Raw genomic sequence first — 24115 nt, forward strand, 5'->3', positions numbered from 1 at the left:
TCTGCTGTTTACTTCTCTTTTGTTTTTTCAGCATCCTCCGGCATTTCAGTTTCCGATTCTGCAATCTCCTTTTTGGAAAATCTTGGCTGCAGGATCTTGGCAATAAGTCCTGTCCATCCTGTCTGATGGGAAGCCCCCACTCCACGGCCGTTATCTCCATGAAAATATTCGTAGAAGAGGATATAATCTTTAAAATCAGGATCGGTTTGAAATCTTTCATACTGACCGTTAACCGGCCGTTTTCCGTTTTCATCTTTTAAAAATATCTTCGAAAGTCTCTTGTTTAAAGCATCTGCAATCTGATCAAGGTTTGAATAATTACCGCTTCCGGTAGGATATTCGACTAAAAAGTCAGGGCTGTAATAGAAGAAAAAACGCTGAAGGCTATCGATAATCAGGAAGTTGATAGGAAACCACACCGGGCCCCGCCAGTTGCTGTTTCCACCAAATAGCCCACTATCACTTTCTGCAGGAGTATATTTTACGGTATAATCTGTTTCATTCAAAGTTAAAGTATAAGGATTATTTTCGTATTCTTTTGATAAAGCCCTTACCCCATAATCACTCAGAAATTCATTCGGGTTCAGCATTCGGTTTAAAAGTCTTTTCAGACGATGACCACGAAGCAAAGATAAAAGGTGTTTGGAATCATGGCCTTTGACCTCCCATCTTGAAACCAGAGCAGCCAGTTCAGGCTTATTATCCAGTACCCATTTCATTCTTTTCTTGAAATTGGGAAGGTTTTCAATCATTTCATCATCAATAACCTCAACGGCAAACATCGGAATCAGCCCAACGACAGTTCTTAATTTCAGGTACATATGAGTTCCGTCACTGGAAGTAATCGCATCATAGAAAAATTCGTCCTGTTCATCCCAAAGACTGAAATTCTCATCTCCCATATTATCCAATGAATGGGCAATCGACAGGAAATGTTCAAAGAACTTCATCGCCATTTCTTCATATACTTTATTGTAAAGAGCCAGTTCAAGGGCAATTCTCATCATATTCAGAGCAAACATGGCCATCCAGCTTGTTCCGTCCGACTGTTCCAGCTGTTCCCCATTGGGCAAAACAGAATTTCTGTCAAAAACACCGATATTATCAAGTCCCAGAAATCCGCCTTCAAAGATATTATTACCGTTAAGGTCTTTTTTGTTAACCCACCAGGTAAAATTCATCAACAGTTTTTGGAAAGCACTTTCCAGAAATTCCAGGTCAGGCTTATCTTTTAAATATTCATCAATTTTAAACACCCTGAAAACCGCCCAGGCATGTACAGGAGGATTCACATCACTCAGGTTCCATTCATAAGCCGGAAGCTGCCCGTTGGGATGCATATACCATTCAAACAGGAAAAGTTTCAGCTGATGTTTGGCAAAATCCGGATCTATCAGTGAAAAGCTGATGGTATGAAATGCAAGATCCCACGTTGCATACCACGGATATTCCCATTTATCAGGCATGGAAATAACATGTTCGTTGTTAAGATGCTTCCAGTCGAAGTTTCTTATGGTTTCCCGGGACTTTGGCGGCGGCATTTCGGAAGGGTCGCCTTTCAGCCATTTTTCCACATTGTAATGGTAAAACATTTTATTCCACAGCATTCCGGCAAAAGCCTGTCTTTGTACCAGTTTTTCATCGTCCGAAGAAATTCCTTTCTGGATCTCCGCATAAAACTCATCTGCTTCTTTCTGCCTTTCCTGAAAAAGTATATCAAAATCTTTAAATGGCTCCCGTAAATCTTTGTCTGACAACCTCAATTCAAATATTTTAGTTTCTCCGGCTTTAAAATCTTCATCAATAAAGAAAGAAGCCTTGGTACCTGTATTTTGAGGATTCACTGACTGGGAATTTCCTGTCATCACAAAATTATTGATCCCGTCTTTACAATATTTTGATTCATTAGAACATTGATAAAGCTTTTCATTATTGGTTTCATTATTACAAAACAGGGTCTTTAAAGACTGTTTTGCATACACATTTTTAATGTCAATATCCTGATGATTTACTTTAATATGGTCAGCATCTTCAGCAGACAGTTGAGGCTTATAGTCATCATATCCCCAGTTCCAGGTGTTTCTGAACCAAACCGTCGGAAGAATTACGAGAGAAGCTTCTTTTTCAGATTTGCTGACAACCGTTAATCTGGCCAGAATATCATTCTGGCTTTCCTTTGCATATTCAATAAAAATGTCAAAATATTCATTGGTATCAAAAATCCCTGTATCAATCAATTCATATTCCGGATCGTCTTTTCCTCTCTCCGCATTGGTTTTTACCAGATCTTCATAAGGGAAAGCATTCTGAGGATACTTATACAGCATCTTCATGTAAGAATGTGTAGGTGTGGAATCCAGGTAATAAAAATACTCCTTTACATCTTCACCGTGGTTTCCTTGTCCGTTGGTCAGTCCAAAGAACCGTTCTTTCATCATTTTATCCTTTTTATTCCAGAATCCTACAGAAAATACCAGCTTCTGAAGATCATCACAGATTCCGCATATTCCTTCTTCACCCCAACGGTATGTTTTGGCTTCTGCTGTTTCGTGATTGGTATAATTCCAGGCGTCTCCGTTTTCACTGTAGTCTTCACGGACAAGTCCCCATTCCCGGTTGCTGACATAAGGCCCCCATTTTTTCCATGAAATATCTGCGATTCTCTGCTGTTCTGACATATGTGTAGTTATGAGTAATGAGTAATAAGCAATGAGTAATATTTGGTATTGTTCAAAGCAATGAGAGCAACCTCAAAACATTAAACTTTAAACTTTGAACTGTTAAACCTTGAACTGCACTATCCTCCCGTAGAAAAACTTTCAAATGTAGTCATTCCGCCATCTACAAAAATGCTTGTTCCCGTAATATAATCGGCAAGATCACTGGCAAGGAAGGCGGCTAAATTGCCGATGTCCTGCGGCTGTCCGATCCGGTTGTAAGGAATAAGGGTAAGAAGTGAATTGAGGGCCTCCGGCGTATCCCACGCATTCTTGTTAATCGGAGTCTGGATAGCTCCGGGACAAATAGAATTAACACGGATTTTATTCGCACCATATTCCTGGGCAAGTGTCTGCATCAGCATTCTGATTGCCCCCTTACTAGATGCATAGTTAGCATGTCCGGCCCATGGGATGATTTCATGTACTGAACTGATGTGGATGATCTTCCCGCAAGCGATAGAACGGGATGTATCTATTCCGCGTCTTAGAAATTCTTTAATGGCTTCTCTTGCACACAAAAACTGTCCGGTCAGGTTTACTCCTATGACAGCGTTCCATTGATCCAGCGTCATTTCTGTAAACTTTGCGTCCTTTTGGATTCCGGCATTATTGATCAGGATATCTACGGTTTGATATTCAGCAACTACATCCTGAAACATTCTCACTACCTGATCTTCCTTTGAAACATCACATTGATAGGTCATTCCTTTTCCGCCGGCATCAGTTATTTCTTTCAAAACTGCTTTGGCTTCTTCTGTAGATCTTTCTGAAGAATGGTTGACAATGATCGTTGCTCCTGCCGAAGCTAATGATTTTGCTATTCCGGAACCGATTCCGCTGGAAGCTCCTGTAACCAAAGCCACCTGATTTCGAAGTGATATTTCCATGTTTTGTAATTTGATGTTACTCAAAGTTATGGAAAGATATCAGCAGATGAAAAATTATGATTTTAAAATTTTATTAAAGTTTCTTGTACATCAGATATTGAGGTCCGCTTCTGCCAATTCTGGTTTTGCCATCATAAATGTACCCTGCCTTAAGATAAATATGATAAGCTGAATCATTTTTCTGGTTGACGGCCAGTACAATTTCGTCACAGTGGCTAAAACGGTCTCTGACAAAATCTCCTACTTTCAGCATGGCTGCTTTCCCGATTCCTTTGCCCTGCATTTGGGGATTAACGGATAAGGAACGTAACAAAGTTGCGTTTTCATTATCAGTAAGCTCAAATTTATCTTTTCCAAAATCAAGTACAAAGAAGCCTGCAGGCTGATCATTATAAAATATAGTCACGGGAAATGCATTGTTATCATCCCGCTCACTGATACTTTGTAAGGCCTGCTGAGCAGTCGCTGTAAATCTCATCTGATTTTCATCGAGAGCATAACTGACTGCGGAAAGATCTTCTGTTTTAAAGAATTCTAAATGTATCATATCCTATTAGTGATGGTAAATATCTTCATACATTACGCCTGCACGGATTTCCACAGGAAGTTTATTTTCCTCCGGAACAACAGGACAGTTGTAATCGTAAGCATTATAAGCGCAGAAAGGCTGATAGGATTGATTAAAATCAAGAACAATCGTGTTCCCTTTAGGAATCTTCAGATCCATATATTTTTCTCCTCCATAGGTTTCTTTTTCATTGGTAGCATCACGGAAAGGAAGGAACAGATAGTCTTTGTATTTTTCCTGCTTAATCAAAGCCAAACTTTGGTATAACGTTACAGTATAAGGCTTACCATCCAGGTAAATGTTGCTTTGCCATACTCCTGATACGTCTTTGTTTTCCCTGAAGAAGTAGGGAGTTCAAAGGGTTTTGTATCTTTTGACTTAACAAATTCTGCGGTTATCCTGTATTTGGTATTAAAGGGAAAAAATGGATGTCCCTTGAAGTTTTTAAAATTATCACCTCTTAGCGGGGTCTCTTTTGGATTAAAATATTCAGCGTTAAGTTCCTTCTGAAATTTCTGTACCTCTTTCTCTTCCTTTGAAATCTTTTTCTGGGAAAAAGCCCATAACGGAAGGAGTAAAAAGAGTACTATATATTTTTTCATGAGTATAAATTATAAGTAAAGCTATGAATTTTCATAACAACAAAAAGTTAAAATTATAATAAAAAGTATAATCTGTTCTAAATACCATAACCGTTCTCCGATCTAGCATACTTTTTGAAAAATAAGGGTCATGGACAGAAAAAAATTCATTCAGACAAGTGCTATGGCCTTAGCAGGTTTTTATTTTCTTCAATCCGGATTATTTCATGCTGCAGAAAGAAAAAATAACCGGTCAGGAGAAATTATTGATGCACCGGTTGTGATTATTGGCAGCGGATACGGAGGAGCGGTATCTGCACTGCGTCTTTGTGAAGCGGGGCAAAAAGTAATGATGCTTGAAATGGGTCTTAACTGGGAAAAAGCAGGAATACCGTTTTCCAATCTGCTGAAGCCCGGAAAAAGCTCTGCATGGCTGAAAAAGAAAAGCATTGCCCCTTTTATGAATATTTTTTCTCTGGCTCCTTTTACCGGAACATTAGACCGTCTGGATTTTGAGCACATCAATATCTGGGTAGGAAGAGGTGTTGGTGGAGGTTCTCTTGTAAATGGCGGAATGGCTGTTACTCCTAAAGAAAGCTATTTCAGAGAAGTTTTTCCGGATCTTGATGCCGAAAAATTTTACAACCATTACTTTCCACTGGTGCGGGAGGAACTCAAGGTAAATGTTATTGATGAACAATTTCTGAAAGACTGTCCTTATTATCAGTTTACAAGAGTAGGTGAAGAAGAGGCTCATAAAGCAGGCTTTAAAACAATGAGGGTACCGAACGTCTACGATTTTAAGTATATGGAAAAAGAATTCAGGAATGAGGTTCCCCGTTCTGCTCTTAATACGGAAGTGATTTATGGTAACAATTACGGGAAGAACAGTCTGGACAAAACTTACCTGAGAAAAGCTCTTGAAACCGGAAACCTGGAAATTCTTGATCTTCACCGCGTAGAAACACTTAAACTTAATGATGATAAAAGCTACACATTAAATGTCCAGCAGATTGACACTTCAGGATCTCTGATTGCTGATAAAGTTTTCAACTGTAAAAAACTGATTCTTTCTGCAGGAACCATGGGTACTTTACAGATTCTGTTACGGTCCAATGCAGAAAACGGATTTCCTATCCATGAAAAAACCGGCAAAAACTGGGGAAACAATGGAAACTTTATGACGGGAAGAAACTGGGTAAAACCTTTATCCGGCGGTACAGGTGCAAAGCAATCCACAATTCCGGTGGGAGGAATTGACAACTGGGATGATCCGGAACATCCGTTTTTCACGGAAATAGCTCCACTGCCTATGGGAATGGATGTTGCAACAGCCTTATATCTGCTGATCAACAGGGTTGATAAAAAGGGAGAAGTTACTTATAATAAAGCCAGCCAATCCTTGACACTGAACTGGGATGAAAGCAATACCGCTAAAATGAAAGAAAATGCCCAATACTTTATCCGTAAGATGAATAAAGCGAATGGAGGAACCAGAAGCCACTTGCTTTTCAATAATGGTTTCGGAGCTGATATCTGTTATCATCCGCTTGGAGGATGTGTATTAGGCGAAGCTACCAACGAATATGGAAAACTGAAAGATCATGAAAATCTATATGTGCTGGATGGATCATTAATTCCTGGAACCATCGGTGTAAATCCCTTTGTTACCATTACAGCGATTGCTGAATATTGCATTGAAAACCTGATCCGGCAAAATGAATTTAACCTGCATTAAGGTATTGATTGTATTTCGGTAAGATAATTCCTGATATCGTTTTCCAGCTTTTCCGGATAGATAAAGTTAAGCTTTTCGGCTAAAGAAGTGCCCATTTCATGTACCAGATCAGCATAAGCAAACAGTGCTGACCAGTTTTCTTTGATATTACTTCCTGAAAAAGTAGCTTCTGCTTTATGCCAGAGTTCCGGAGATAAATACTGTTTAAAGAGCCGGCCGTGTTTATTGGCAGTTATATTGTTCCAGTGATGATTTTCTGCAATGTACCATTCAATCAGAGGGACAAGATAATCTGTTCTCAGGACATTTTCAGACATAAACTTAGCATAAAAAATATCACCGCGTTTTAAACATTTTGCTACATACGTGGTATCCCACCAGAAGTCATTCATCAGCTGCTGAAATTTTTTTTCAGTTGGTTTCTGAATCATGATTGACTGGTACGTAGGTGGTTTCAGATTTTTGGTCAGTTCATCTTTATCGATCAAAATTTTATATCCTACATCCCAATCCTCGGGAAGATCTTCTTCATTAACCTCCTTAATAAATTCCGTGACCTGATACAGTTTAAAGTCAACTTTCACATGATCTTTATACAAAACCATTTTCATGGCATGTTTTCCGTCAAACACACTGTCATCTTCCTCAATCATCGAGATAGGATCGCCAAAAAGACTTATCCATTCGTTGTCCGATTCATAAGGTGTTTTGTTTTTAAAGACAAGTTCTACATCCAGATCACTGAAATCATCTACAGGTGCATAAGGGTTTACCAATGAACTGGCCAGAAGAACAGCACGGATATCAGGATTGTTTTCAGCCCAGTGAATAATCTGCTCCAGCTTTTCTTCCCTTATTTTCATATTAATAGGATTCTGATATTTTTACACGATACACGTCAGAGGAATTCCTTTTGATTGATTCCACAAAAAAGCCGCCTTCTTCAGGAATCACTTCTTTCAGATCAAAGCTTTTGCAGTCTTTGGGAAGACCGGAAAAAATCAGGGTAAACCAAAAGTCTTTCATAAAAGGAACCGGTGTCCAATACGGTGAAATAGAAATATTTTCTGCGTGGATCAGCTTACTTCTATGATCAGACTGATTGTCAAAAAGATAGGTTGAATGCCAGATCCTGATCAGGTTCCCCAAAAACGGAGAAGCCGGGAAGCAACAGTGCACAATAACCTGCTTCTCCTCTTCTGTTTTCGCCTGAAGAGATTCCAGGATTTCCTTTGCAATGACCGGTTTTACAATTACTTCTTCCACCTTTTATAAGTAATCGTGACTACTTATTGCTTATTGCTGATGTTAATATTCTAATTCTAATTTTTCTTTTGTATAATTTCTTACTTCATGGGTCAGTTCAGGATTTTCCGCCAGTTTCTGCCCGTAGGACGGAACCATTTCCAGCAGTTTTGCTTTCCATTCTCCATGAAGTTTTTTCGGGAAGCATTTTTCAAGCACATTCAGCATGGCATAAACTGCTGTAGAAGCACCCGGAGATGCTCCCAGAAGAGAAGCGATTGTTCCGTTTTTGTTCACAACTACTTCAGTTCCGAACTCAAGTTTACCTCCTTCTTTTTCATCTTTTTTGATGATCTGAACTCTCTGTCCTGCTACCTTCAGTTCCCAGTCTTCTTCTTTGGCATCTTTGATGAATTCTCGTAAATGCTGCATTCTCTGGGATTTTGTCATGGCAACCTGCTGGATGAGATATTTCGTCAGAGGAATATTGTGCCACCATGCTCCGAAAAGTGATCTTAAATTTTTGGTATTAACACTTTCAGGAAGATCAAGATAGCTTCCTTCTTTGAGGAATTTGGTTGAGAATCCTGCAAAAGGTCCGAAAAGAAGAGCTTTCTTACCATCAATAATTCTAAGGTCAAGGTGTGGAACAGACATTGGCGGCGCATCTACCGTTGCCTGTGTATATACTTTAGCCTGATGTTTTTCTACCAGTTCCTGATTATGACTTACCAGCCACTGCCCGGAAACCGGGAAACCTCCGTATCCTTCACTTTCTTTAATATCCGAACTGTCCAGTAACGGAAGCGCATATCCTCCGGCACCAATGAATACAAAGTCGGCAACCACTTCCTGTTTATGGTTGTTGATTCTGTCTTTTACCTTCATTTCCCATTGACCGTTCTCTCTGGCATCAATATCTTTTACCTCATGGTACAGGAAAACCTCTACATTGGAATCTTCCAGGAGATGTCTTCCCATCTTTCTTGTAAGTGTTCCGAAGTTTACATCAGTTCCCATATCCATCTTCGTGGCAGCCATTACTTCAGACTGGTTTCTTTTGCTCATCACCAATGGAATCCATTCTCTCAGTTTATCATGGTCTGTAGAAAATTCCATTCCTGAGAACAGAACAGATTCCGTCATTTTATCGTGACGCTTTTTTAGATATTCTGCATCTTTTTCCCCGAATACAAGACTCATATGCGGGCATGAATTGATGAATTCTTTCGGCTGATGAATATATCCCTTGGTAACCAGATAAGCCCAGAATTGTTTTGAAATTTCAAACTGTTCCGCAATGCTTTCTGCCTTGGTGATATCAATAGATCCGTCCGGCTTTTCCGGAGTATAATTTAGCTCACAAAAAGCGGAGTGCCCTGTTCCGGCGTTGTTCCATGCTGCTGTACTTTCTTTGGCAAACCTTCCTAGCCTTTCGAAGATTGCGATTTCAAGATTTGGATCAAATTCATGAAGCAGCGTTGCTAAAGTGGCGCTCATGATTCCGCCGCCTATCAGTACAACGTCATATTTAGGTTTCGGTGTTCTGCTTGTAAGCGATTGTGACATAATTTTAAATTTTACTTCAAATTTCGGGAAAAGTTTTAAAAACCGGAACGCGTTTAACGATTTTAACACGTTATTTTTTGAATCAAAAACACTTCTTTAGTACGCAACAAAAAACCATCGAAAATTTCAATAAAGTGCTATTGAAATCATTGATGGTTCTTATATCAAAATGAACAAAAAAACTTAAGCACCGGGATGCTTAAGTTTTAATTATTTTTATAAACAAGATTTAGTAATAAACCCCGTTTTAATTCAGTTTTGCCGTCAGTTTTTTAAACTGCTTCTCAGCATTTTTACCTTCATAAAGGATAGCATATACCGTATCAATAATCGGCAGCTTAAGATTTTTTTGTTTTACCGTTTTATAAATGGAATCCGCAGCATAATATCCTTCCGCAACCATGTTCATAGACTGAATGGCAGATTTCACCGTGTAACCCTTTCCAATCAGATTTCCAAGGTTTCTGTTTCTTGAGAAAAGTGAGTATGCCGTTACCAGAAGGTCACCGAGATATGCACTTTCATTCACATCTCTTGGTGCTTCATAGATGGCTTCAAGGAAAGTTTCCATTTCACGGATCGCATTGGAAACAAAAACGGCCGTAAAGTTATCTCCATATCCTAATCCGCTTGCAATACCCGCTCCTATCGCAAAAATATTTTTAAGAATAGCACTGTATTCATTTCCTAAAATATCTTTGCTTGTATGAACTTTAATAAAATCTGAGCTGAAAATTCCTTCAAGCTTATCAGCAGTTTCATCTTCTGCCGCTGCAATGGTAAGGTAAGAAAGTCTTTCCATAGCAACCTCTTCGGCATGACAGGGCCCTGCGATAACCGCCTGGTTTCTGAAACCGATTTTAAATTCATCGCGCAGATAATGGGCTACCACATCATTTACTTTTGGAATAATTCCTTTAATTGCAGAAACAAAGATTTTATCCGAATAATCACACGTCATCTTATCCAGTGTATCAGACAGATAGATAGACGGAGTTGCCAGAACGATAACGTCACAGGCAGAAACCAGTTCATTAATATCCGTTGTCAGCTTTAAACTTTTAAGATTAAAATGGGCAGCCGTAAGATAAGTAGGGTTATGCCCACGAAGCTCAATAGCTCCTTTTACAAATTCATTTCTTACGCACCAGTGTACTACTTTACAGTTTTCAACAAGCATTTTTACAATAGCGGTTGCAAAACTTCCGCTTCCTACAACTCCTACAGAGATATCCTTTTTATTCTTTTTTGGATTCGAAGATTCTGAAATAATTTTCTTTTTAGCCATAATTGGAATGTGAACTGCAAAGATATTAAAACAAAGACGGAACGCAGGCTTTGAAACCATGATAAAAGCCATTTTCTGAAAAAATTAACACTTCAACACAATTAAACAGCTAATTAACCGTTAAATACAGAAAAAACTGAATTTTAATTAAAAATAACCCGCAAAGCTTATTTTTAATTAAATTTGCAGCTTCAAAACCGTTTTAAATTTACTAAGAGAAGAAATATGAAAAAATTTCTAAACAGCAAGAAGAACGTAAACATTCTCCTGGGAGGGCTTTTATTAGTAGTTTTTGCACAAGGTGTCTTCATAGCAAAGCTCTTTTCTGAAAGAGATGACAAAACCTATGAGGTGAATCTTGTAAAAATAAACACTGAAAAAGACAGTGTAGATTATCTGAAAATGAAAACTGATCTTACTCTTGTAGATCAGACCATTGCACAGCTCAACTCCTTCCTGAAGTCCAAAGACATTACCAACGAAAAACTGATGATGCTTAATCAGGACAGTATTTCAAATTCTATTTATCTTTCCAAACAAGCTAACCGATACAGCCAGTACCTGATGGATCTTCAGAAAAAACTGATGCAGGTACCATTAGGAATGCCTACAGATGGCTATATTTCTTCTAATTTTGGTGTAAGAAAAAATCCGATTCCGTTCAAAACGGTTTTTGCTTCGGTAAGATCGGGCGCGCCGGCAGAAGCTAAATCAGCAGTCACAGCAGCACCAAAACCTGAAGTAAAAGCTGAACCTGTTGAAAAAGTTATAGAACTTACAGACAGCTACGGAAATAAAAGAGAAGTAAAAGTGATGGTTACTCCAAAAGCTACTCCTGTAGCTTCAACCTCATCTCCAGCAACTACCAAAGCTGCCGCGGGTACAACTACAACGTCAACAGCTGTTGCTGAAAAAAACAATCCACCTGCTGAAGCTGATCAGATGCAGTTTCACAAAGGACTCGATATTGCCGTTGCTTATGGTTCTGATGTAAGAGCTGCCGCTGCCGGAACTGTTATTTTCTCAGGGCAGAAAGGCGGTTATGGAAACTGTGTGATCGTTTCCCATGGTAACGGATTGGCTACGTTATACGGACATTTATCTGAACTTATCTCAAAAGTGAATGATAGAGTAAAAGTAGGGCAGGTCATTGCCAAATCCGGAAATTCCGGGCGTTCCACAGGACCTCATCTTCATTACGAAGTACACAAAAACAATACTCCGGTGAACCCGAAATTGTTTATGAATCTATAAAAAGAAAACTGTCTCTCACGAGGCAGTTTTTTTGGCTTTAAAGATGGAGTTCATAATTTTTTTTAAACACAAAGGAGCACAAATAAATGCACAAGTATCACGAATAATTCTCATGCCAGATCGTGAAATCTGTGAGAGGTTATTTTAACGCAAAGTTTTTAATTTGCTTTCTTTTGATTCTAAGGAGGCAAAGTTGGAATCAGCAAGCTGATTTGATGAGCTCTGGTGATATTTTATTGTTAACTATTATGATACAAAAAAGACAGCTGCCAATGCAGCTGTCTTTTTATTTTAACATTTTAAGCGTTCCTTTCGGATGGGTAAATGTACCATCGGGACCGGCAATATTTGAATAGACAATATTTTTATTATAATCCTGAATATGAGTAACATTGAAACCAAGATGAGGCTCATGCCAGTATACCATAAAAACATTCTTTGCTACTTCTACAGCAGTATATTCTACAGTGTCAGTACTGTTTTTTGAACTTCCTGCTGTTCCTGTAAACGTCATGGTTTTATTGTCTTTAAAATCCAGAAGGAATTTTACACCTCCAAAATCCACTTCCACTTTATGTCCGATGGCCGGGTATGGTGATTTTAAATCCCATTCCATTTCTTTAAGGAAAACCTTTACTCCCATCTCCAGCTCTTCTTTTCCCGGAAGATCAGGATACTTTTTAACCATAAAATCAACAATGGAAGATGAAGTTTTGTTCTCTGTCACTGCTTTTTTATAATTTTCCAAATAGTTCTTCACAAAATCCAGAGATTGTGGAGATGTAGACGGTTTTGCAAAATGGGAAGGAATGACCTGCTCCGGATTTAATGCTTTCATGGCATCAATCTGTCCTATCCACTGATCAATTGCTTTTACGTTCTGAGTATCTGCCATCCATAGATGTGAGTCTACAGAAACTGAAATGCCACCGGCAATGGTTTTAATGGAAGGGATCCAAAGAAAGCTGTGGGCAGGATCTTCCGGATTCTGTCTGATCTCAATTTTGTTTCCTTCAAGATCAGGAATTGAAGCAGCTGCCACAGGAACTATAATTTCTGACGGAGCGTCCGCTTTCAGCTGCGGTTTCCATACACCCATTTTATCATCTTTTGAAGCTGATATCAGGTAAGCTGTTTGCGCCGTTGAGATAATTTTAGCATTAGGAAAGGCTTTTTTAATCACAGCCAATCCGAAATAAAAATCAGGATCACTGTGCGAAATGAAAACGGTTTTCAGGTTTTTTCCTGTTGCCTTTATTTCTTTCACCAGCTTTTCAGCATATTGTTTCTGAAACTGGGCATCCACCAGTATGGCATCTTTATCACCATAAATAATGGTAGAAGTAATCGGGAAAATAGCTTTGGTTCCCGGATTATATACTTTTACTTTGAGGTTTCCCGCAAATATGCTGATAAAGCCCAGCAGTGCGAATAACGACCATAATTTCTTTTGTATCATTTCTGTTCTTTTATATATTAGTATGCTGCTGTGAAACGTTCACGGATGTGGTTGTTCTGTTCCAATTCATCTACCAGAGCTACAGCTACATCTTCTACAGACAGACGGCTTCTTCCGTTTTCATCAAATACCGGAGTTTCCAGTGAAGTTCTGTATTTTCCTGTTCTTTCTCCTACATTGGCCTGGTTCATCTCTATAGCAGGACTGAAGAATGTCCAATCCAAAGTATTATTTTCCTTGATTTTGTTTAAGTAATCTCTTGCTGCTGTTGCTCCGGGTTTGTAAGCTTCAGGGAAATCCGGAGTATCCATAATCTGAACATTATCCGGTGTGTAAAGGCTTCCTGCCCCACCCACTACGGTTAACCTTTTAACACCTGACTGTTCCACTGCTTTCTCAATGTTCTGAGAACCGTTTAAGAAGTCATTGTAAAGATTAGGATTTGTCCATCCTGCATTGAATGTACTGATTACAGCATCATTTCCTTTCAGTGCTTCTGCTAATTCATCTACATTGTTTACATCAACACTTTTAGCGGTTACATTTTCCTGTGTTTTTACCTTCGATGCATCTCTTACCAATGCTTCTACAGCATATCCTCTTTCTGTCAATTCTGTTACTACGTGTGCTCCTACAAATCCTGTTGCACCAATTACTGCTACTTTTTTCATAATGTTTTATTTTTTAAATTGTAATAAATTTTATTACATTTAAGGTTAAAAAAATTTTATTCGAACTGATCGGTAAATTCCTGTAATGATTTGTCTCCTAAAAAATTGATAACCAAATGATCTGTTTCTTCAAATAAGGTATTTAAATGAATATTTATTTCCTTCCCGACACTGCATGCAGGATTGGGATTCTGATTTTTCTTTCCTAATACTTCCGTATTTTTCACTGCTTTATAGATCTCAGAAATTGTGATCATATCTGCATTTTTTGCAAGCTGACTTCCTCCTTCTTTTCCCTGTCTGCTGATAATCAGACCTGCTTCTCTCAACACGCTGATCTCCTTTCGGACGACCACCGGATTCACATTGATACTACCGGCCATCCAGTCTGAAGTAAGCCACTCCTGAGGACTCTTGGCCAATAATGTCATTATATGTACTGCCGTAGCAAATCTTGTATTGTTCATTGTAATTACAGGGCAAAGATACACATTTTTTAAATGTAACAAAATTTATTACAGTTAAATTTTTCTTAAAGGATTAATTTGTCCAGATCAAGCAGCAGATAATTGATGTTCTGATTAATGGTACGTGTTGCCGACTGCATCTGATTGAGCATGGCCGCACGGTTGTGAAGATCATCTGCTCTGTAATACCCGCCATCACTGAAAATAACAGACTTGTCTGCCGCTTCTTTATTGTCATCAAACTGGTAGTGAAGCCATCTCATTTTCATATTCCCGATGATGGAATGTTCTTCCCTGTTGGAAAATTTTTTCTCGGTATACATATACCAGATAAAAGGTGGAAAATTGGGAGATTCCAGCTTTTCTTTCCAGATATCTCGCAAAAGATTTCTCTGATGAATAAACTCTACTTTTTTTCCTTTGGGATTAAGGGTTGCCAAACCAAAACCCGCTCCCAGAACCCCTCCTCCGATATCAATCGCATTGCTCCAGCCCTGATCATGAACAATTCCTCCGGCTATAGAAGCTGCTGCTCCGGTAATAATGGAATAAAGGATGAGCTTATTATTTTTTGATGAGTTCAGGTTATCCACATAATTTCCGATCTGGGCTACTCTTTCTCCTTCACAGTCAAATTCTGCGGCTACAGCATCCAGCTCGGTCAGTGCAATCGTGATTTTACTGTTTATTTTTGTTTTTAACTGTAAAACTTTAACCTGTGAAGCAAGGGATGAGTCTTTTTTAAGGTCAATAATTTCATGAACCTCATCCAGATTATCCAGTGCATTCAATATCAGGATACTCTGATCGGAAAATATCTCTTTCAATTCTTTATTGGCAGCCAGGATAGAGTCTGCGTTATAAGATGGAATTTTATTGCTGTAGTTATACTTGAAAGGTGCTTTGCAATAGCTGTCTTTCAGCGTAAGTATATTCTGCTGAATAGCCTGATTCTTCTTTGAGACACAAGAAGTAAGAAGCCCGAAAACAATCAAAAGGTAAAAAAGTTTTTTCATTCAGTCGTTTTTTTGTGCCTTATTGATAAATTGCAGCCAAGATGCAATCTCCTTCAGTCTTACAATTTATCAATACGAATATAGCACAAATAAAAAAAATTACCTGAAATCAGGTAATTTTTTAATCTATTTTTAAGAAGGATTACTTAATATCCAGTAATTCAACTTCGAAAACAAGGGTACTGTTTGGCCCGATTTCTTTGCTGATTTCCTGATCTCCATATGCCAGATGCGGAGGAATGATCAGTCTCCATTTACTCCCAACAGACATCAGCTGAAGGGCTTCCGTCCATCCTGAAATTACTCTGTTCAAAGGAAAAGATGCCGGAGTACCTCTTTTCACAGAGCTGTCGAATACTTTTCCGGAAATGGTTGTTCCATGGTAATGGCATTTTACAGTAGACTTAGGACCTGGTTTCGGGCCGTCACCTTCTGTAATGATTTCATATTGCAAGCCGCTTGGTAACTGCACAACGCTTTCTCTTTTACCATACTCTTCCATATATTCTTTACCATCTTTCAGGTTCTTTTCTGCCAATTCTTTTTTACGTTTAAATAACATATCTGCTACTCCCATATTATAATTTTTTACAAAGATAAGGCTTTTTAAGGTTGGAAGATGGGAGTATGAGGATGGAAGGTTACAATTCAAAATATTTATATATCCCCCCTATTTATTTTAAATCATAGTTATTTAAAAACAATTATATATTTAATAGTCAATAAGTTAAATATTTTATTCATTCTAATTCAACAATCATATTATTTTACATTTATTACCTTAAAAGGTCTTTTCAACAAAATTCAAACAATTGTAATACTTGCTTAACACAGATTTCGAAACTTGGCGTTATAATTGGATTTAAAAACTAAATGCCAAATCCAATAAAATATAATAAGAAGTTTGATGAACTGAATGAAGAGGAAAAAAAGCTTCTGGAAATCAATAAAAAAACAATAGCAGATTTTGTTGAACAATCTTCTTCCATCAGTGATGTCAATTATGCTACGAGGAATGCTCATGCCAAAACCTATGCGGCAGCAAAAGGCAAGTTCGTGATAGAGCCTGATCTCCCGGAATCACTACAGCCTTTCTTCGACAGGGAAAAATTTGATCTGTTCATACGGTTTTCCAATGCCCAACTGAAAATCAAAAATTCGGGAAAAGATATTCCTGCCTATGGTTTTGCGGTACAGATCAAAGATGAAAACGGAGGATTACTGGCCAATTATCCACTGGTCAATTTCCCGCTGTTTCCTATGAATTCTGTTTCAACTTTTTTGAAACTTTTTACTGCTGTCAATAAGTTTTATATGAAAAAATGGAGCAGCCTTCTGCCAATGCTTTTTCAGGCAGTCAAAATGTTTCCTTACGTATGTACCGGCGATATGATCCGTAATATGATAAAGCTCTTCAGAAAAAGAAATGACTTTATTCTGTCGTTTGATTATTACTCGATAGGTGCTTATCGTCTGGGAGATCAGATCATTAAAATAAAGCTTTCTCCTCAAGCTGTGGATAAAAACACAGGAAGAAAGCAAAAGATTAATGATGCTTTAAAAAATTACCTGCAGACACATGATTTTAAAGCTGATGTTTTAATACAGATCTGTTATGACCTGAAAGATCAGCCCATCAACAGACTGAATGTAGAATGGAAAAACTCTCCTTTTATTAAAATCGGTGATGTCAGAATCTACAAAAATTCTTTGCTGGATGCGCGGGACTGTACCAATGAATTGCTTTCATTCAATCCTTTTGAAAGTAAAATACTTTTTCAGCCTGTAGGAAAAATACAGAAGCTGCGTGATGAAGCTTACAAAATTTCCGTGCAAACGAGAAGAAAAATCAATAAGCTGCTGCATGGGAAGAACAGTTAGATTAATGATGAATTATAAATGATGAGTGATGAATTTCTGAACGCAAAACATATCATTGTTTATCATTAAGATTCTTCCTTCGTCAGAAATCGAAGATTCGACGTAGTCAATGACAAAACCAAATAATTTGAGTTTTGAAATAATATCTTATTATTTCATCTGAATTTTCTTTCTTCTTCTTTGATCGCAAGATCATTAATACTCGCATATCTTTTTGCCATCAGACCGTTTTCATCGAACTCCCAGTTTTCATTTCCATAAGCCCTGAACCAGTTTCCATCTTTCGTCTGATATTCATATTCAAAGCGAACAGCAATTCGATTATCGGTGTGTGCCCAGTATTCTTTCCTAAGTTTATAATTGAGTTCTTTTTCCCATTTTTTCTGAAGAAATACGACGATCTCTTCTCTCCCGTTTACAAATGTATCCCTGTTTCTCCATTCGCTGTCAATGGTATATGCTTTGGAAACCTTTTCGGGATCCTGACTGTTCCAGGCATCTTCTGCCATTTGAATTTTTTCAAGCGCCGTTTCAAAAGTGAAAGGCGGAAGCGGATGTTTCTGTTCCATAACTTATTGTATTAGATTGGTAACTATTTTCTTTGATTTTTCAATCAATTCATTGGATTTGAAAAGCTGGCTTTCTATAATACTGCTCTCAAAAAGCATGTAGATATGATCTGAAAGTTCATCATTATTAAGCAATTCTAAAAAGAAGTTTCTGAGATCTGCCTTATGAGATTGGATGACACTAAGGATTTTGACATTATCCATAGGGATTTCCGATAAAATATTCAGGAAACTGCAACCCCTGAAATTCTCTTTGGCATTCATGTAGACCAGAAAATCAAAAGCTTTGATGGTTTTGGATTTTGGATCCTCTTCTTTTGCTAAAAAGCTATTGAGCTCATGGAACCAATATTGATGTCTCACCTTCAGAAATTCTACGCACAGGTGTTCTTTGGATTTAAAATGCTGATAAAAACTTGCTTTGGCTACTTCTGCTTCGGAAATAATCTGATTGATACCGGTAGAATTATATCCTTGTCTGGTAAACAATTGAAACGTAGTTTCTATAATTCTTTCTCTTGGAGATTTCATTGCTTTTCTTTTATGGAACAAATGTATGAAAAAAAACAATACACAGACAAGTCTGTCTTTTATTTTTATTTTGGATAATTTATTTGTGAAATGTTGGAAAAAACGCAAAGGCGCTAATTTTTATGGAAGATAATGTGTTAAGGCGCAAGGATTTTTATCTCCGATAAAATTTAATATCGCTAAAAAGAGAATAATTATTGTTGAAAGTCTTTGATTTTCTTGCGCCTTAAAAACGACACAGTGCTTATCCTTTTTGCGCCTTTGCGCTTCCCAACAAAAAGCTTCATCAACAAAAAAGCCCCTAGAGCTATACTCCAGAGGCTTTCATTTATTTTAATTATGATTATTTTTCTTCCAGCTCTTCTTTCTTCTCTTCTTCTTTTTCAGGGAAGATGATGGATAAAAGAACTGAGATCACCAGCACTCCCCCTACAATTCCCAATGAAACCGGAGACGGAATATGAATCCATGGTGCAATAAGCATTTTAACTCCAATAAAGGACAGGATAATAGCCAATCCGTATGGAAGTTTGCTGAACATATGAATAAAGTTTGCCAAAAGGAAATATAATGATCTTAATCCTAAAATGGCAAAGATATTTGATGTATAAAGGATAAACGGATCATTTGAAATCGCGAAGATCGCAGGAATAGAGTCTACCGCGAAGAGAACATCCGTAAATTCGATGACACCCACTACCACTAAAAGAGGAGTCGCCATTTTGATCCCGTTCTGAATGGTGAAAAATTTATCTCCGTCATAGTTATCGGAAACTTTCCAGAAGCTTTTAATCAGCCTTGCTCCTGCTGTATTGCTGTAGTCTTCATCGTCATCATCGTCACCGTCTCCCCATGATTTAATCCCTGCATAGACAAGGAACAATCCGAACAGAGTCATAACAACGTTGATTTTCACTGCTTCCCCAAAGATATTCATTTCAGGAAGATAGGTAAGATTAATCAATCCTACTCCTGCAAAGATAAATATGGCCCTGAAGATCAGTGCACCGATGATTCCCCAGAAAAGGACTTTATGATGAAGGTATTTCGGAACCTTGAAGAATCCAAAAACCAGGATAAAAACAAATAAGTTATCCACAGAGAGCGCTTTTTCAATCCAGTAAGCGGCCTGATACTGTGTGAATTTTTCTACTGCCAGAGCGTGACTTTCAGGGCTGCCGTCGGTATTGAATACCCAGTATACCACTCCTGAAAATACCATAGAAAGTGAGATCCATACAATAGACCATATGGTGGCTTCTTTAGAAGACACTTCGTGACTTTTTTTGTTAAATACCCCTAAGTCCAGAAGCAGCATGATAACGACCGTGACTGCAAATCCCCACACCAGACCAGGGTGCAGTTCTAAAATACTTTGATGTTCCACTTGAGTTATGTTATAATATGATAAAAGCAATAGATGTACATTGTACAAATATTGCTATTCTATTTATTTTCTGACTGACAATTGATTATAGATAATTCATCTGTACCGTCTGGATTGTCTGCTCCAGCTTTTTGTCTGCTGTAGGGTCTCCGATAGCATTGAATTTCCATTCTCCGTTTCTCTTATAGAAAACTCCCATTACCATAGCGACATGTCCTCTGAAAGAAGCATCGTTTGCAATGTCATATTTTGCAAAAACTTCTCTTACATTGGTAGGTGTTCCTTCATAAATCCGGATAGAAGCAAAAGGAATTGTTCCGAAATCCTGACCTCTGTAGCTGTTCAGCACCATTGCCACATGCTCTACATTGGGTTCCAGATTGCTGAAGTCTACCGTAATCACTTCATTATCCAGCCCGTCATCACCGTCTACATCACCGGTAAGATCATCTCCACTGTGTCTTACAGAGCCGTTTTTGGATTTAAGATTTCCAAAATAGATTACTTCCGTAACGTTTTTGTTAGAATCATATAAAATACAGCTTCCGTCCAAGTCTACTGCTTCTTTTTTAGTTCCGAAAAATCCTTTCTTTTCAATTGCTCCCCAGTTGATTCCTACGCAAGCCTGGGAAAGTTCAGCTCCATTTTCTTTTTTAAGGTTAATTCTCTGACCTTTTTGTAAGTTGATAGCCATCTTTTTATGTTTAGTTGTTATTTATTTTTTAACAAAAGGGCAAATTTGCGATTTTACTGTTTTGCAGTTTTGCCTCTTAATTATTATTCAAATTCAAATTAAGCATTGCCCGCAGGATATTCGTTTCTTCATCGAAATCAAATATCTTGCTCATGATATCTATATTTTCCAGGTTTCTGATATAATCTTTCAAAACAGTTTCCACTTCTGCCGGCAGGGCACGCTTTCTTTCGTTCATACCGTGTTCCAGCTGTTCATTTTTGCTTCTCAGCTGATCAATAATGGAACTCTGGTTAGACTGATTTTCAGAAATATCCAGCTTATCCAGTTCTTTGTCGAAAAGATACAATTTCTTTTCATCCACACTGAAAATAAAATAATCATCAGACTGAAAGATCTTGAAAAGCTCATAATCACGGGTTCCGATAAGGTAGCCACATACAAAACGGACTTTAAAACCCTGTATATTAAGCCTTCCCAGCAATTTTCTTTCAATAGAATAATCCTTGTACTGATAAGAAGGGAAAGAATCGGATTTCAGCAGTGCTTCGTCTGCATCCGTCCTGTAAAATTCCCGGGCATATTTTTTATGAAAGTACAGTACATTATCCCAATTGGCCGTAAAGCGGTCTTCCGTAAGATCCTGATACACGTTTTTCAGATGTTGGGAAAATACACCGCTGTACATTTTCCTGTCGGTCTGAAAGCTGTCTACCCGTCTTTCTTCAAACCCTGAAATATATTTATTGTTGATGTTAATTTCGTTAATAACCGCCAGCATATCATTTTCTTTCTGTTTTTTAATTTTAGTCAGAAGTTCTATGAGACTGTCGGTATACTGCAGGTGGAAAAGTTCCAGTTTATTGTAATCTAAAGCCGTATTTTCCTGGAACAGATTGTGGATAATATCAGTTTTGATATAAATTGATATGATGTCAATATGTTCAAAAAAATTAGCGAGAAGCTTAAGCCTGGTTAACCTTCTTTTGCTTTGTGACAATATGGTTGCTGCATCATCTCCCACCTTTGTATCCTATAAATTAACCTTACATTAGCTTTAAGTTCATGCTCCAATGTCTGAAGATCCTGATCCAGTTTTCTCCTGTTATCTGCGCCCTGTTTCTGGATTTGTTTCACTTCATTCAATGTATTGATAAGCATTGATGTTGTTTCTCTCAATGTTTCCACAGATACGATAGTCTGCTCGTTTGCTCTGGCAACATTTACAGAATTCTGGCCAAGGCGTTCTGCATTCTTTCTTAAGATTTCTTCTGTAGTGGAAGAAACTTTCTGCTGGATTTCAATATTCTGCTGCTGTCTGTACATTGCCACAGCCAGTGAAAGCTGGTTTTTCCAGACCGGAAGTGTAGTGGTAAGAATCGTCTGAGCTTTCTCAGCAATAGAAACGTTATTATTCTGTACCAGCCTGATCTGTGGAAGTGACTGCATCATGATGACGCGCACCACCTTAAGATCCGCCATTCTTCTGTCTAGTCTTGCAATGAAGTCTCTCTTATCTGCAATCTGATAATCCTGATAGTTCTGCGGATTGGCCTCCATTACAGCAAGCTCACCTGCAGCTCTTTCCATTCTGATATTTCCTGCGATAACAAGCTCTTCAATCTGTTTGATAGAATTTACATTGCTCTCAAAAATAGTCTGAAGCACTGCATTGTCTTTTGTAGAAGTGATGATTCCTGCATTTACTTTATAAGAGATCTGCTCGATATTGTTGATGATCTTATCGTATTTTGCAAATAAGTTCTCTACCTGGGTCATTACCTTTTTCATGAATGGCAATTTGCTCAGGAAGCTTTTCACTTTATTTCCGTTAAGCTCATCTACATCTACATAATTAAGCTCCACCAAAAGATCATTGATAAGTCCTCCTACTTCTCCTGAGTTTGATCTTCTTACATTCCCCAGAAAGCTGTCACTCTGGTTGGATAATGTTTTCTGAAGCTCAGCTCCGAAATTCACAATAGAACCCGGATTGGTCTCATCAATAGAGTTGGCAAGAACTTCATATTTCTGGCGTTCTTCTGACTGCAGCTGCGTCAGGTTTACATTTCCATCTCTGTCCACAAGAACTCCCGGCGCTGCATTCTGAACAGGCTGGGCAGGAGTTGGCGGAACCATTGGAGTAGGTTCAAAGGTTTTAAGAGGTTCTATTGATCCTAGCGGATCTATGGGTTGATTTTCCTGATTGTCCATGATTACTTCTGATAAATTGATACAAATTTCTCAAGGCCCTCTCTCTGTCCTGCACCTACAGCCTCAAATTTCCATTCTCCGTTTCTGTTGTAGATTCTTCCGAATTCTACAGCGGTTTCGATTGAGAAATCTTCGTCTAATTCATATTTTAAGATTTCCTCATTGGTATCTGTATTGAAAATTCTGATGAAAGAATTTCTTACCTGTCCAAAGTTTTGCTTTCTTGAATCTGCTTCATGAATTGTTACAACTACTGTAATTTCTTTGACCGCATTATCAATTTTTGTAAGATCAATTTTGATCTGTTCATCATCACCTGCTCCTTCTCCTGTAAGATTATCTCCCGTATGGATTACAGATTTATCCGGAGATTCAAGGTTATTATAAAAAATGAAGTGATCATCTGAAATTAATTTCTTGTCCTCTCCAAGCAAAAATAATGATGCATCAAGGTCGAAAGATGTTCCTGTAGAAGTATTATTGATATCCCATCCTAAACCTACAGTAAATTTAGGTGCGTTGATATTTTCTCTTTGTCCTTTTTGTAAGTTAATAGCCATAATATAATTCCGTTTGTATTAAAGTATTGATGTTGTTTTCGTATTCTTTTATTAAATGATAATTGTTACTGATGGCCAGCTCCAGGAGAAGATCCATCTGTTCCTTTTTTACTTTAGACGTAAGATAATCAAAATTACCTGAATCCAGGCCTAAAATATATTTCACAATCCTTGTATTAAACTGAAAACTCTCTTTATTCATCACTTCTGCTACGTGCCTTACATTTTTTACTGCATAGTAATTGAAAAAGTTTTCAATCTTAGGGTCAAGGTCAAAATTCATCAGCTCCGCATAATACAGAAACATGAAGTCTGCCTCAACTTTATATTCATCAAGAATTCTGTTTACGGTATATTCATGGCTTCCGGTAATTTTTATATCGTCTATAAAAATACAAAGTTTTCCTCTCAAAAAATCCTTGTCGATATAATAGGTATCATTGGCAATCAGATTTTTGCGGTCTTCAAAATTAAGGTTGCCATAATCTGTGATATACGTATGATTACGGTTGATTTTCGATAAAATACTTGACTTCTTTCCTTGTTGAAACAGATAAAAGTCCAGATGCTTTTTAAAGTAAAAGCATAAAAAATTAGAAGCCGTAGGAATCGCCATATAAGGACTTGGAAGCACTACAATTTCTTTATCAGTCTTTAAAAGCGTCTCATTTTCGGAAATAAATCCGTCGAATAATTCTCTTGCAAATTTTTCAGCATACGACTTATCGCCATATTTGAAATAACTGTATTCCGCAGGTGAAAATGTAAACTCATCCGCCGAATGAATGTGGTGTAAGCTGTATCTTTTGTTCATGT

Annotated in this window: 25 protein-coding genes; 3 read left to right on the forward strand and 22 right to left on the reverse strand. The window is 37.8% G+C overall.

Annotation, left to right across the window (positions count from 1 at the left end; genetic code table 11):
• Nucleotides 1-8 precede the first annotated feature (8 nt).
• The 5 genes from ACE3RB_RS05670 to ACE3RB_RS05690 all read right to left on the reverse strand — a co-directional run bounded on the left by ACE3RB_RS05670 (nt 9) and on the right by ACE3RB_RS05690 (nt 4777).
• Entirely contained in the window at nt 9-2678 is a 2670-nt protein-coding gene (locus tag ACE3RB_RS05670; protein ID WP_374463360.1) for a glucosidase, read from the reverse strand.
• A gap of 119 nt (nt 2679-2797) precedes the next feature.
• Nucleotides 2798-3607 (reverse strand): glucose 1-dehydrogenase, encoded by an 810-nt coding sequence (locus ACE3RB_RS05675; protein WP_374463361.1) that lies wholly within the window; start codon nt 3605-3607, stop codon nt 2798-2800.
• A 73-nt stretch (nt 3608-3680) separates the two neighbouring features.
• On the reverse strand, nt 3681-4154 hold the full coding sequence (locus ACE3RB_RS05680) for a GNAT family N-acetyltransferase (protein WP_374463362.1): 474 nt from the start codon (nt 4152-4154) through the stop codon (nt 3681-3683).
• A 6-nt stretch (nt 4155-4160) separates the two neighbouring features.
• Nucleotides 4161-4424 (reverse strand): DUF1684 domain-containing protein, encoded by a 264-nt coding sequence (locus ACE3RB_RS05685; protein ID WP_374463363.1) that lies wholly within the window; start codon nt 4422-4424, stop codon nt 4161-4163.
• A 20-nt stretch (nt 4425-4444) separates the two neighbouring features.
• Nucleotides 4445-4777 carry a DUF1684 domain-containing protein gene (locus ACE3RB_RS05690; RefSeq protein ID WP_374463364.1) on the reverse strand — a complete coding sequence of 111 codons (333 nt, stop codon included), beginning with the start codon at nt 4775-4777 and terminating at the stop codon, nt 4445-4447.
• Between the two features lie 130 nt (nt 4778-4907).
• On the opposite strand from ACE3RB_RS05690, the gene ACE3RB_RS05695 reads away from it, so the two are divergent.
• Nucleotides 4908-6494 (forward strand): GMC family oxidoreductase N-terminal domain-containing protein, encoded by a 1587-nt coding sequence (locus ACE3RB_RS05695; protein ID WP_374463365.1) that lies wholly within the window; start codon nt 4908-4910, stop codon nt 6492-6494.
• Here the strand turns inward: ACE3RB_RS05695 and ACE3RB_RS05700 are convergent.
• From ACE3RB_RS05700 to ACE3RB_RS05715, 4 genes are all read right to left on the reverse strand, one after another.
• Entirely contained in the window at nt 6491-7357 is an 867-nt protein-coding gene (locus ACE3RB_RS05700) for an AadS family aminoglycoside 6-adenylyltransferase (protein ID WP_374463366.1), read from the reverse strand. The two genes, ACE3RB_RS05695 and ACE3RB_RS05700, sit on opposite strands and share 4 nt — an antisense overlap.
• A 1-nt stretch (nt 7358) precedes the next feature.
• Entirely contained in the window at nt 7359-7760 is a 402-nt protein-coding gene (locus ACE3RB_RS05705) for a hypothetical protein (RefSeq protein WP_002984777.1), read from the reverse strand.
• Between the two features lie 42 nt (nt 7761-7802).
• The gene (mqo, locus tag ACE3RB_RS05710) at nt 7803-9308 is read right to left on the reverse strand and encodes a malate dehydrogenase (quinone) (protein WP_374463367.1); all 1506 of its coding nucleotides are present in this window, start codon (nt 9306-9308) and stop codon (nt 7803-7805) included.
• Between the two features lie 247 nt (nt 9309-9555).
• The gene (locus tag ACE3RB_RS05715; RefSeq protein WP_374463431.1) at nt 9556-10596 is read right to left on the reverse strand and encodes an NAD(P)H-dependent glycerol-3-phosphate dehydrogenase; all 1041 of its coding nucleotides are present in this window, start codon (nt 10594-10596) and stop codon (nt 9556-9558) included.
• Nucleotides 10597-10821: 225 nt separating this feature from the next.
• Here ACE3RB_RS05715 and ACE3RB_RS05720 point away from each other — a divergent pair, with 225 nt between their 5' ends.
• Nucleotides 10822-11850 (forward strand): M23 family metallopeptidase, encoded by a 1029-nt coding sequence (locus ACE3RB_RS05720; protein WP_374463368.1) that lies wholly within the window; start codon nt 10822-10824, stop codon nt 11848-11850.
• Between the two features lie 286 nt (nt 11851-12136).
• On the opposite strand, the gene ACE3RB_RS05725 is transcribed toward ACE3RB_RS05720, so the two are convergent.
• The 5 genes from ACE3RB_RS05725 to ACE3RB_RS05745 form a co-directional block, all read right to left on the reverse strand.
• Nucleotides 12137-13309, reverse strand: coding sequence for an MBL fold metallo-hydrolase (locus ACE3RB_RS05725; RefSeq protein ID WP_374463369.1), 1173 nt, complete (start codon nt 13307-13309; stop codon nt 12137-12139).
• A gap of 17 nt (nt 13310-13326) precedes the next feature.
• Nucleotides 13327-13980: an NAD(P)-dependent oxidoreductase gene (locus ACE3RB_RS05730; protein WP_374463370.1), complete on the reverse strand. Its 654-nt coding sequence runs from the start codon at nt 13978-13980 to the stop codon at nt 13327-13329.
• A 56-nt stretch (nt 13981-14036) separates the two neighbouring features.
• Complete coding sequence (locus ACE3RB_RS05735; protein WP_374463371.1) at nt 14037-14447, reverse strand: Rrf2 family transcriptional regulator; 411 nt, start codon at nt 14445-14447, stop codon at nt 14037-14039.
• A 65-nt stretch (nt 14448-14512) separates the two neighbouring features.
• Entirely contained in the window at nt 14513-15463 is a 951-nt protein-coding gene (locus ACE3RB_RS05740; RefSeq protein WP_374463372.1) for a hypothetical protein, read from the reverse strand.
• A gap of 142 nt (nt 15464-15605) precedes the next feature.
• Nucleotides 15606-16040, reverse strand: coding sequence for an FKBP-type peptidyl-prolyl cis-trans isomerase (locus ACE3RB_RS05745; protein WP_126358771.1), 435 nt, complete (start codon nt 16038-16040; stop codon nt 15606-15608).
• Nucleotides 16041-16336: 296 nt separating this feature from the next.
• Between ACE3RB_RS05745 and ACE3RB_RS05750 the strand changes: the two genes are divergently transcribed.
• A complete protein-coding gene (locus ACE3RB_RS05750) occupies nt 16337-17344 on the forward strand; it encodes a catalase (RefSeq protein ID WP_374463373.1) in 1008 nt (335 codons plus the stop codon).
• Nucleotides 17345-17499: 155 nt separating this feature from the next.
• Here ACE3RB_RS05750 and ACE3RB_RS05755 read toward each other — a convergent pair whose 3' ends face one another.
• From ACE3RB_RS05755 to ACE3RB_RS05790, 8 genes are all read right to left on the reverse strand, one after another.
• Nucleotides 17500-17913: a DUF1348 family protein gene (locus ACE3RB_RS05755; RefSeq protein ID WP_374463374.1), complete on the reverse strand. Its 414-nt coding sequence runs from the start codon at nt 17911-17913 to the stop codon at nt 17500-17502.
• 3 nt (nt 17914-17916) lie between these two features.
• Nucleotides 17917-18444, reverse strand: a complete 528-nt coding sequence (locus ACE3RB_RS05760; RefSeq protein WP_374463375.1) for a TetR/AcrR family transcriptional regulator — start codon at nt 18442-18444, stop codon at nt 17917-17919.
• A 343-nt stretch (nt 18445-18787) separates the two neighbouring features.
• Entirely contained in the window at nt 18788-19831 is a 1044-nt protein-coding gene (locus ACE3RB_RS05765) for a TerC/Alx family metal homeostasis membrane protein (protein WP_374463376.1), read from the reverse strand.
• Between the two features lie 85 nt (nt 19832-19916).
• Complete coding sequence (locus ACE3RB_RS05770) at nt 19917-20525, reverse strand: TerD family protein (protein ID WP_374463377.1); 609 nt, start codon at nt 20523-20525, stop codon at nt 19917-19919.
• A gap of 76 nt (nt 20526-20601) precedes the next feature.
• Nucleotides 20602-21549, reverse strand: a complete 948-nt coding sequence (locus tag ACE3RB_RS05775) for a hypothetical protein (RefSeq protein ID WP_374463378.1) — start codon at nt 21547-21549, stop codon at nt 20602-20604.
• Nucleotides 21501-22739 carry a toxic anion resistance protein gene (locus ACE3RB_RS05780; RefSeq protein ID WP_374463379.1) on the reverse strand — a complete coding sequence of 413 codons (1239 nt, stop codon included), beginning with the start codon at nt 22737-22739 and terminating at the stop codon, nt 21501-21503. Before ACE3RB_RS05780 ends, ACE3RB_RS05775 begins: the two co-directional genes overlap by 49 nt.
• Before the next feature lie 2 nt (nt 22740-22741).
• A complete protein-coding gene (locus ACE3RB_RS05785) occupies nt 22742-23299 on the reverse strand; it encodes a TerD family protein (RefSeq protein WP_374463380.1) in 558 nt (185 codons plus the stop codon).
• Nucleotides 23289-24113: a phosphoribosyltransferase family protein gene (locus ACE3RB_RS05790; RefSeq protein ID WP_374463381.1), complete on the reverse strand. Its 825-nt coding sequence runs from the start codon at nt 24111-24113 to the stop codon at nt 23289-23291. The genes ACE3RB_RS05785 and ACE3RB_RS05790 overlap by 11 nt, the downstream gene beginning before the upstream one ends.
• Nucleotides 24114-24115 lie beyond the last annotated feature (2 nt).

Origin of the sequence: Chryseobacterium sp., from assembly GCF_041914225.1 — a bacterium.
Lineage (GTDB): Bacteria > Bacteroidota > Bacteroidia > Flavobacteriales > Weeksellaceae > Chryseobacterium.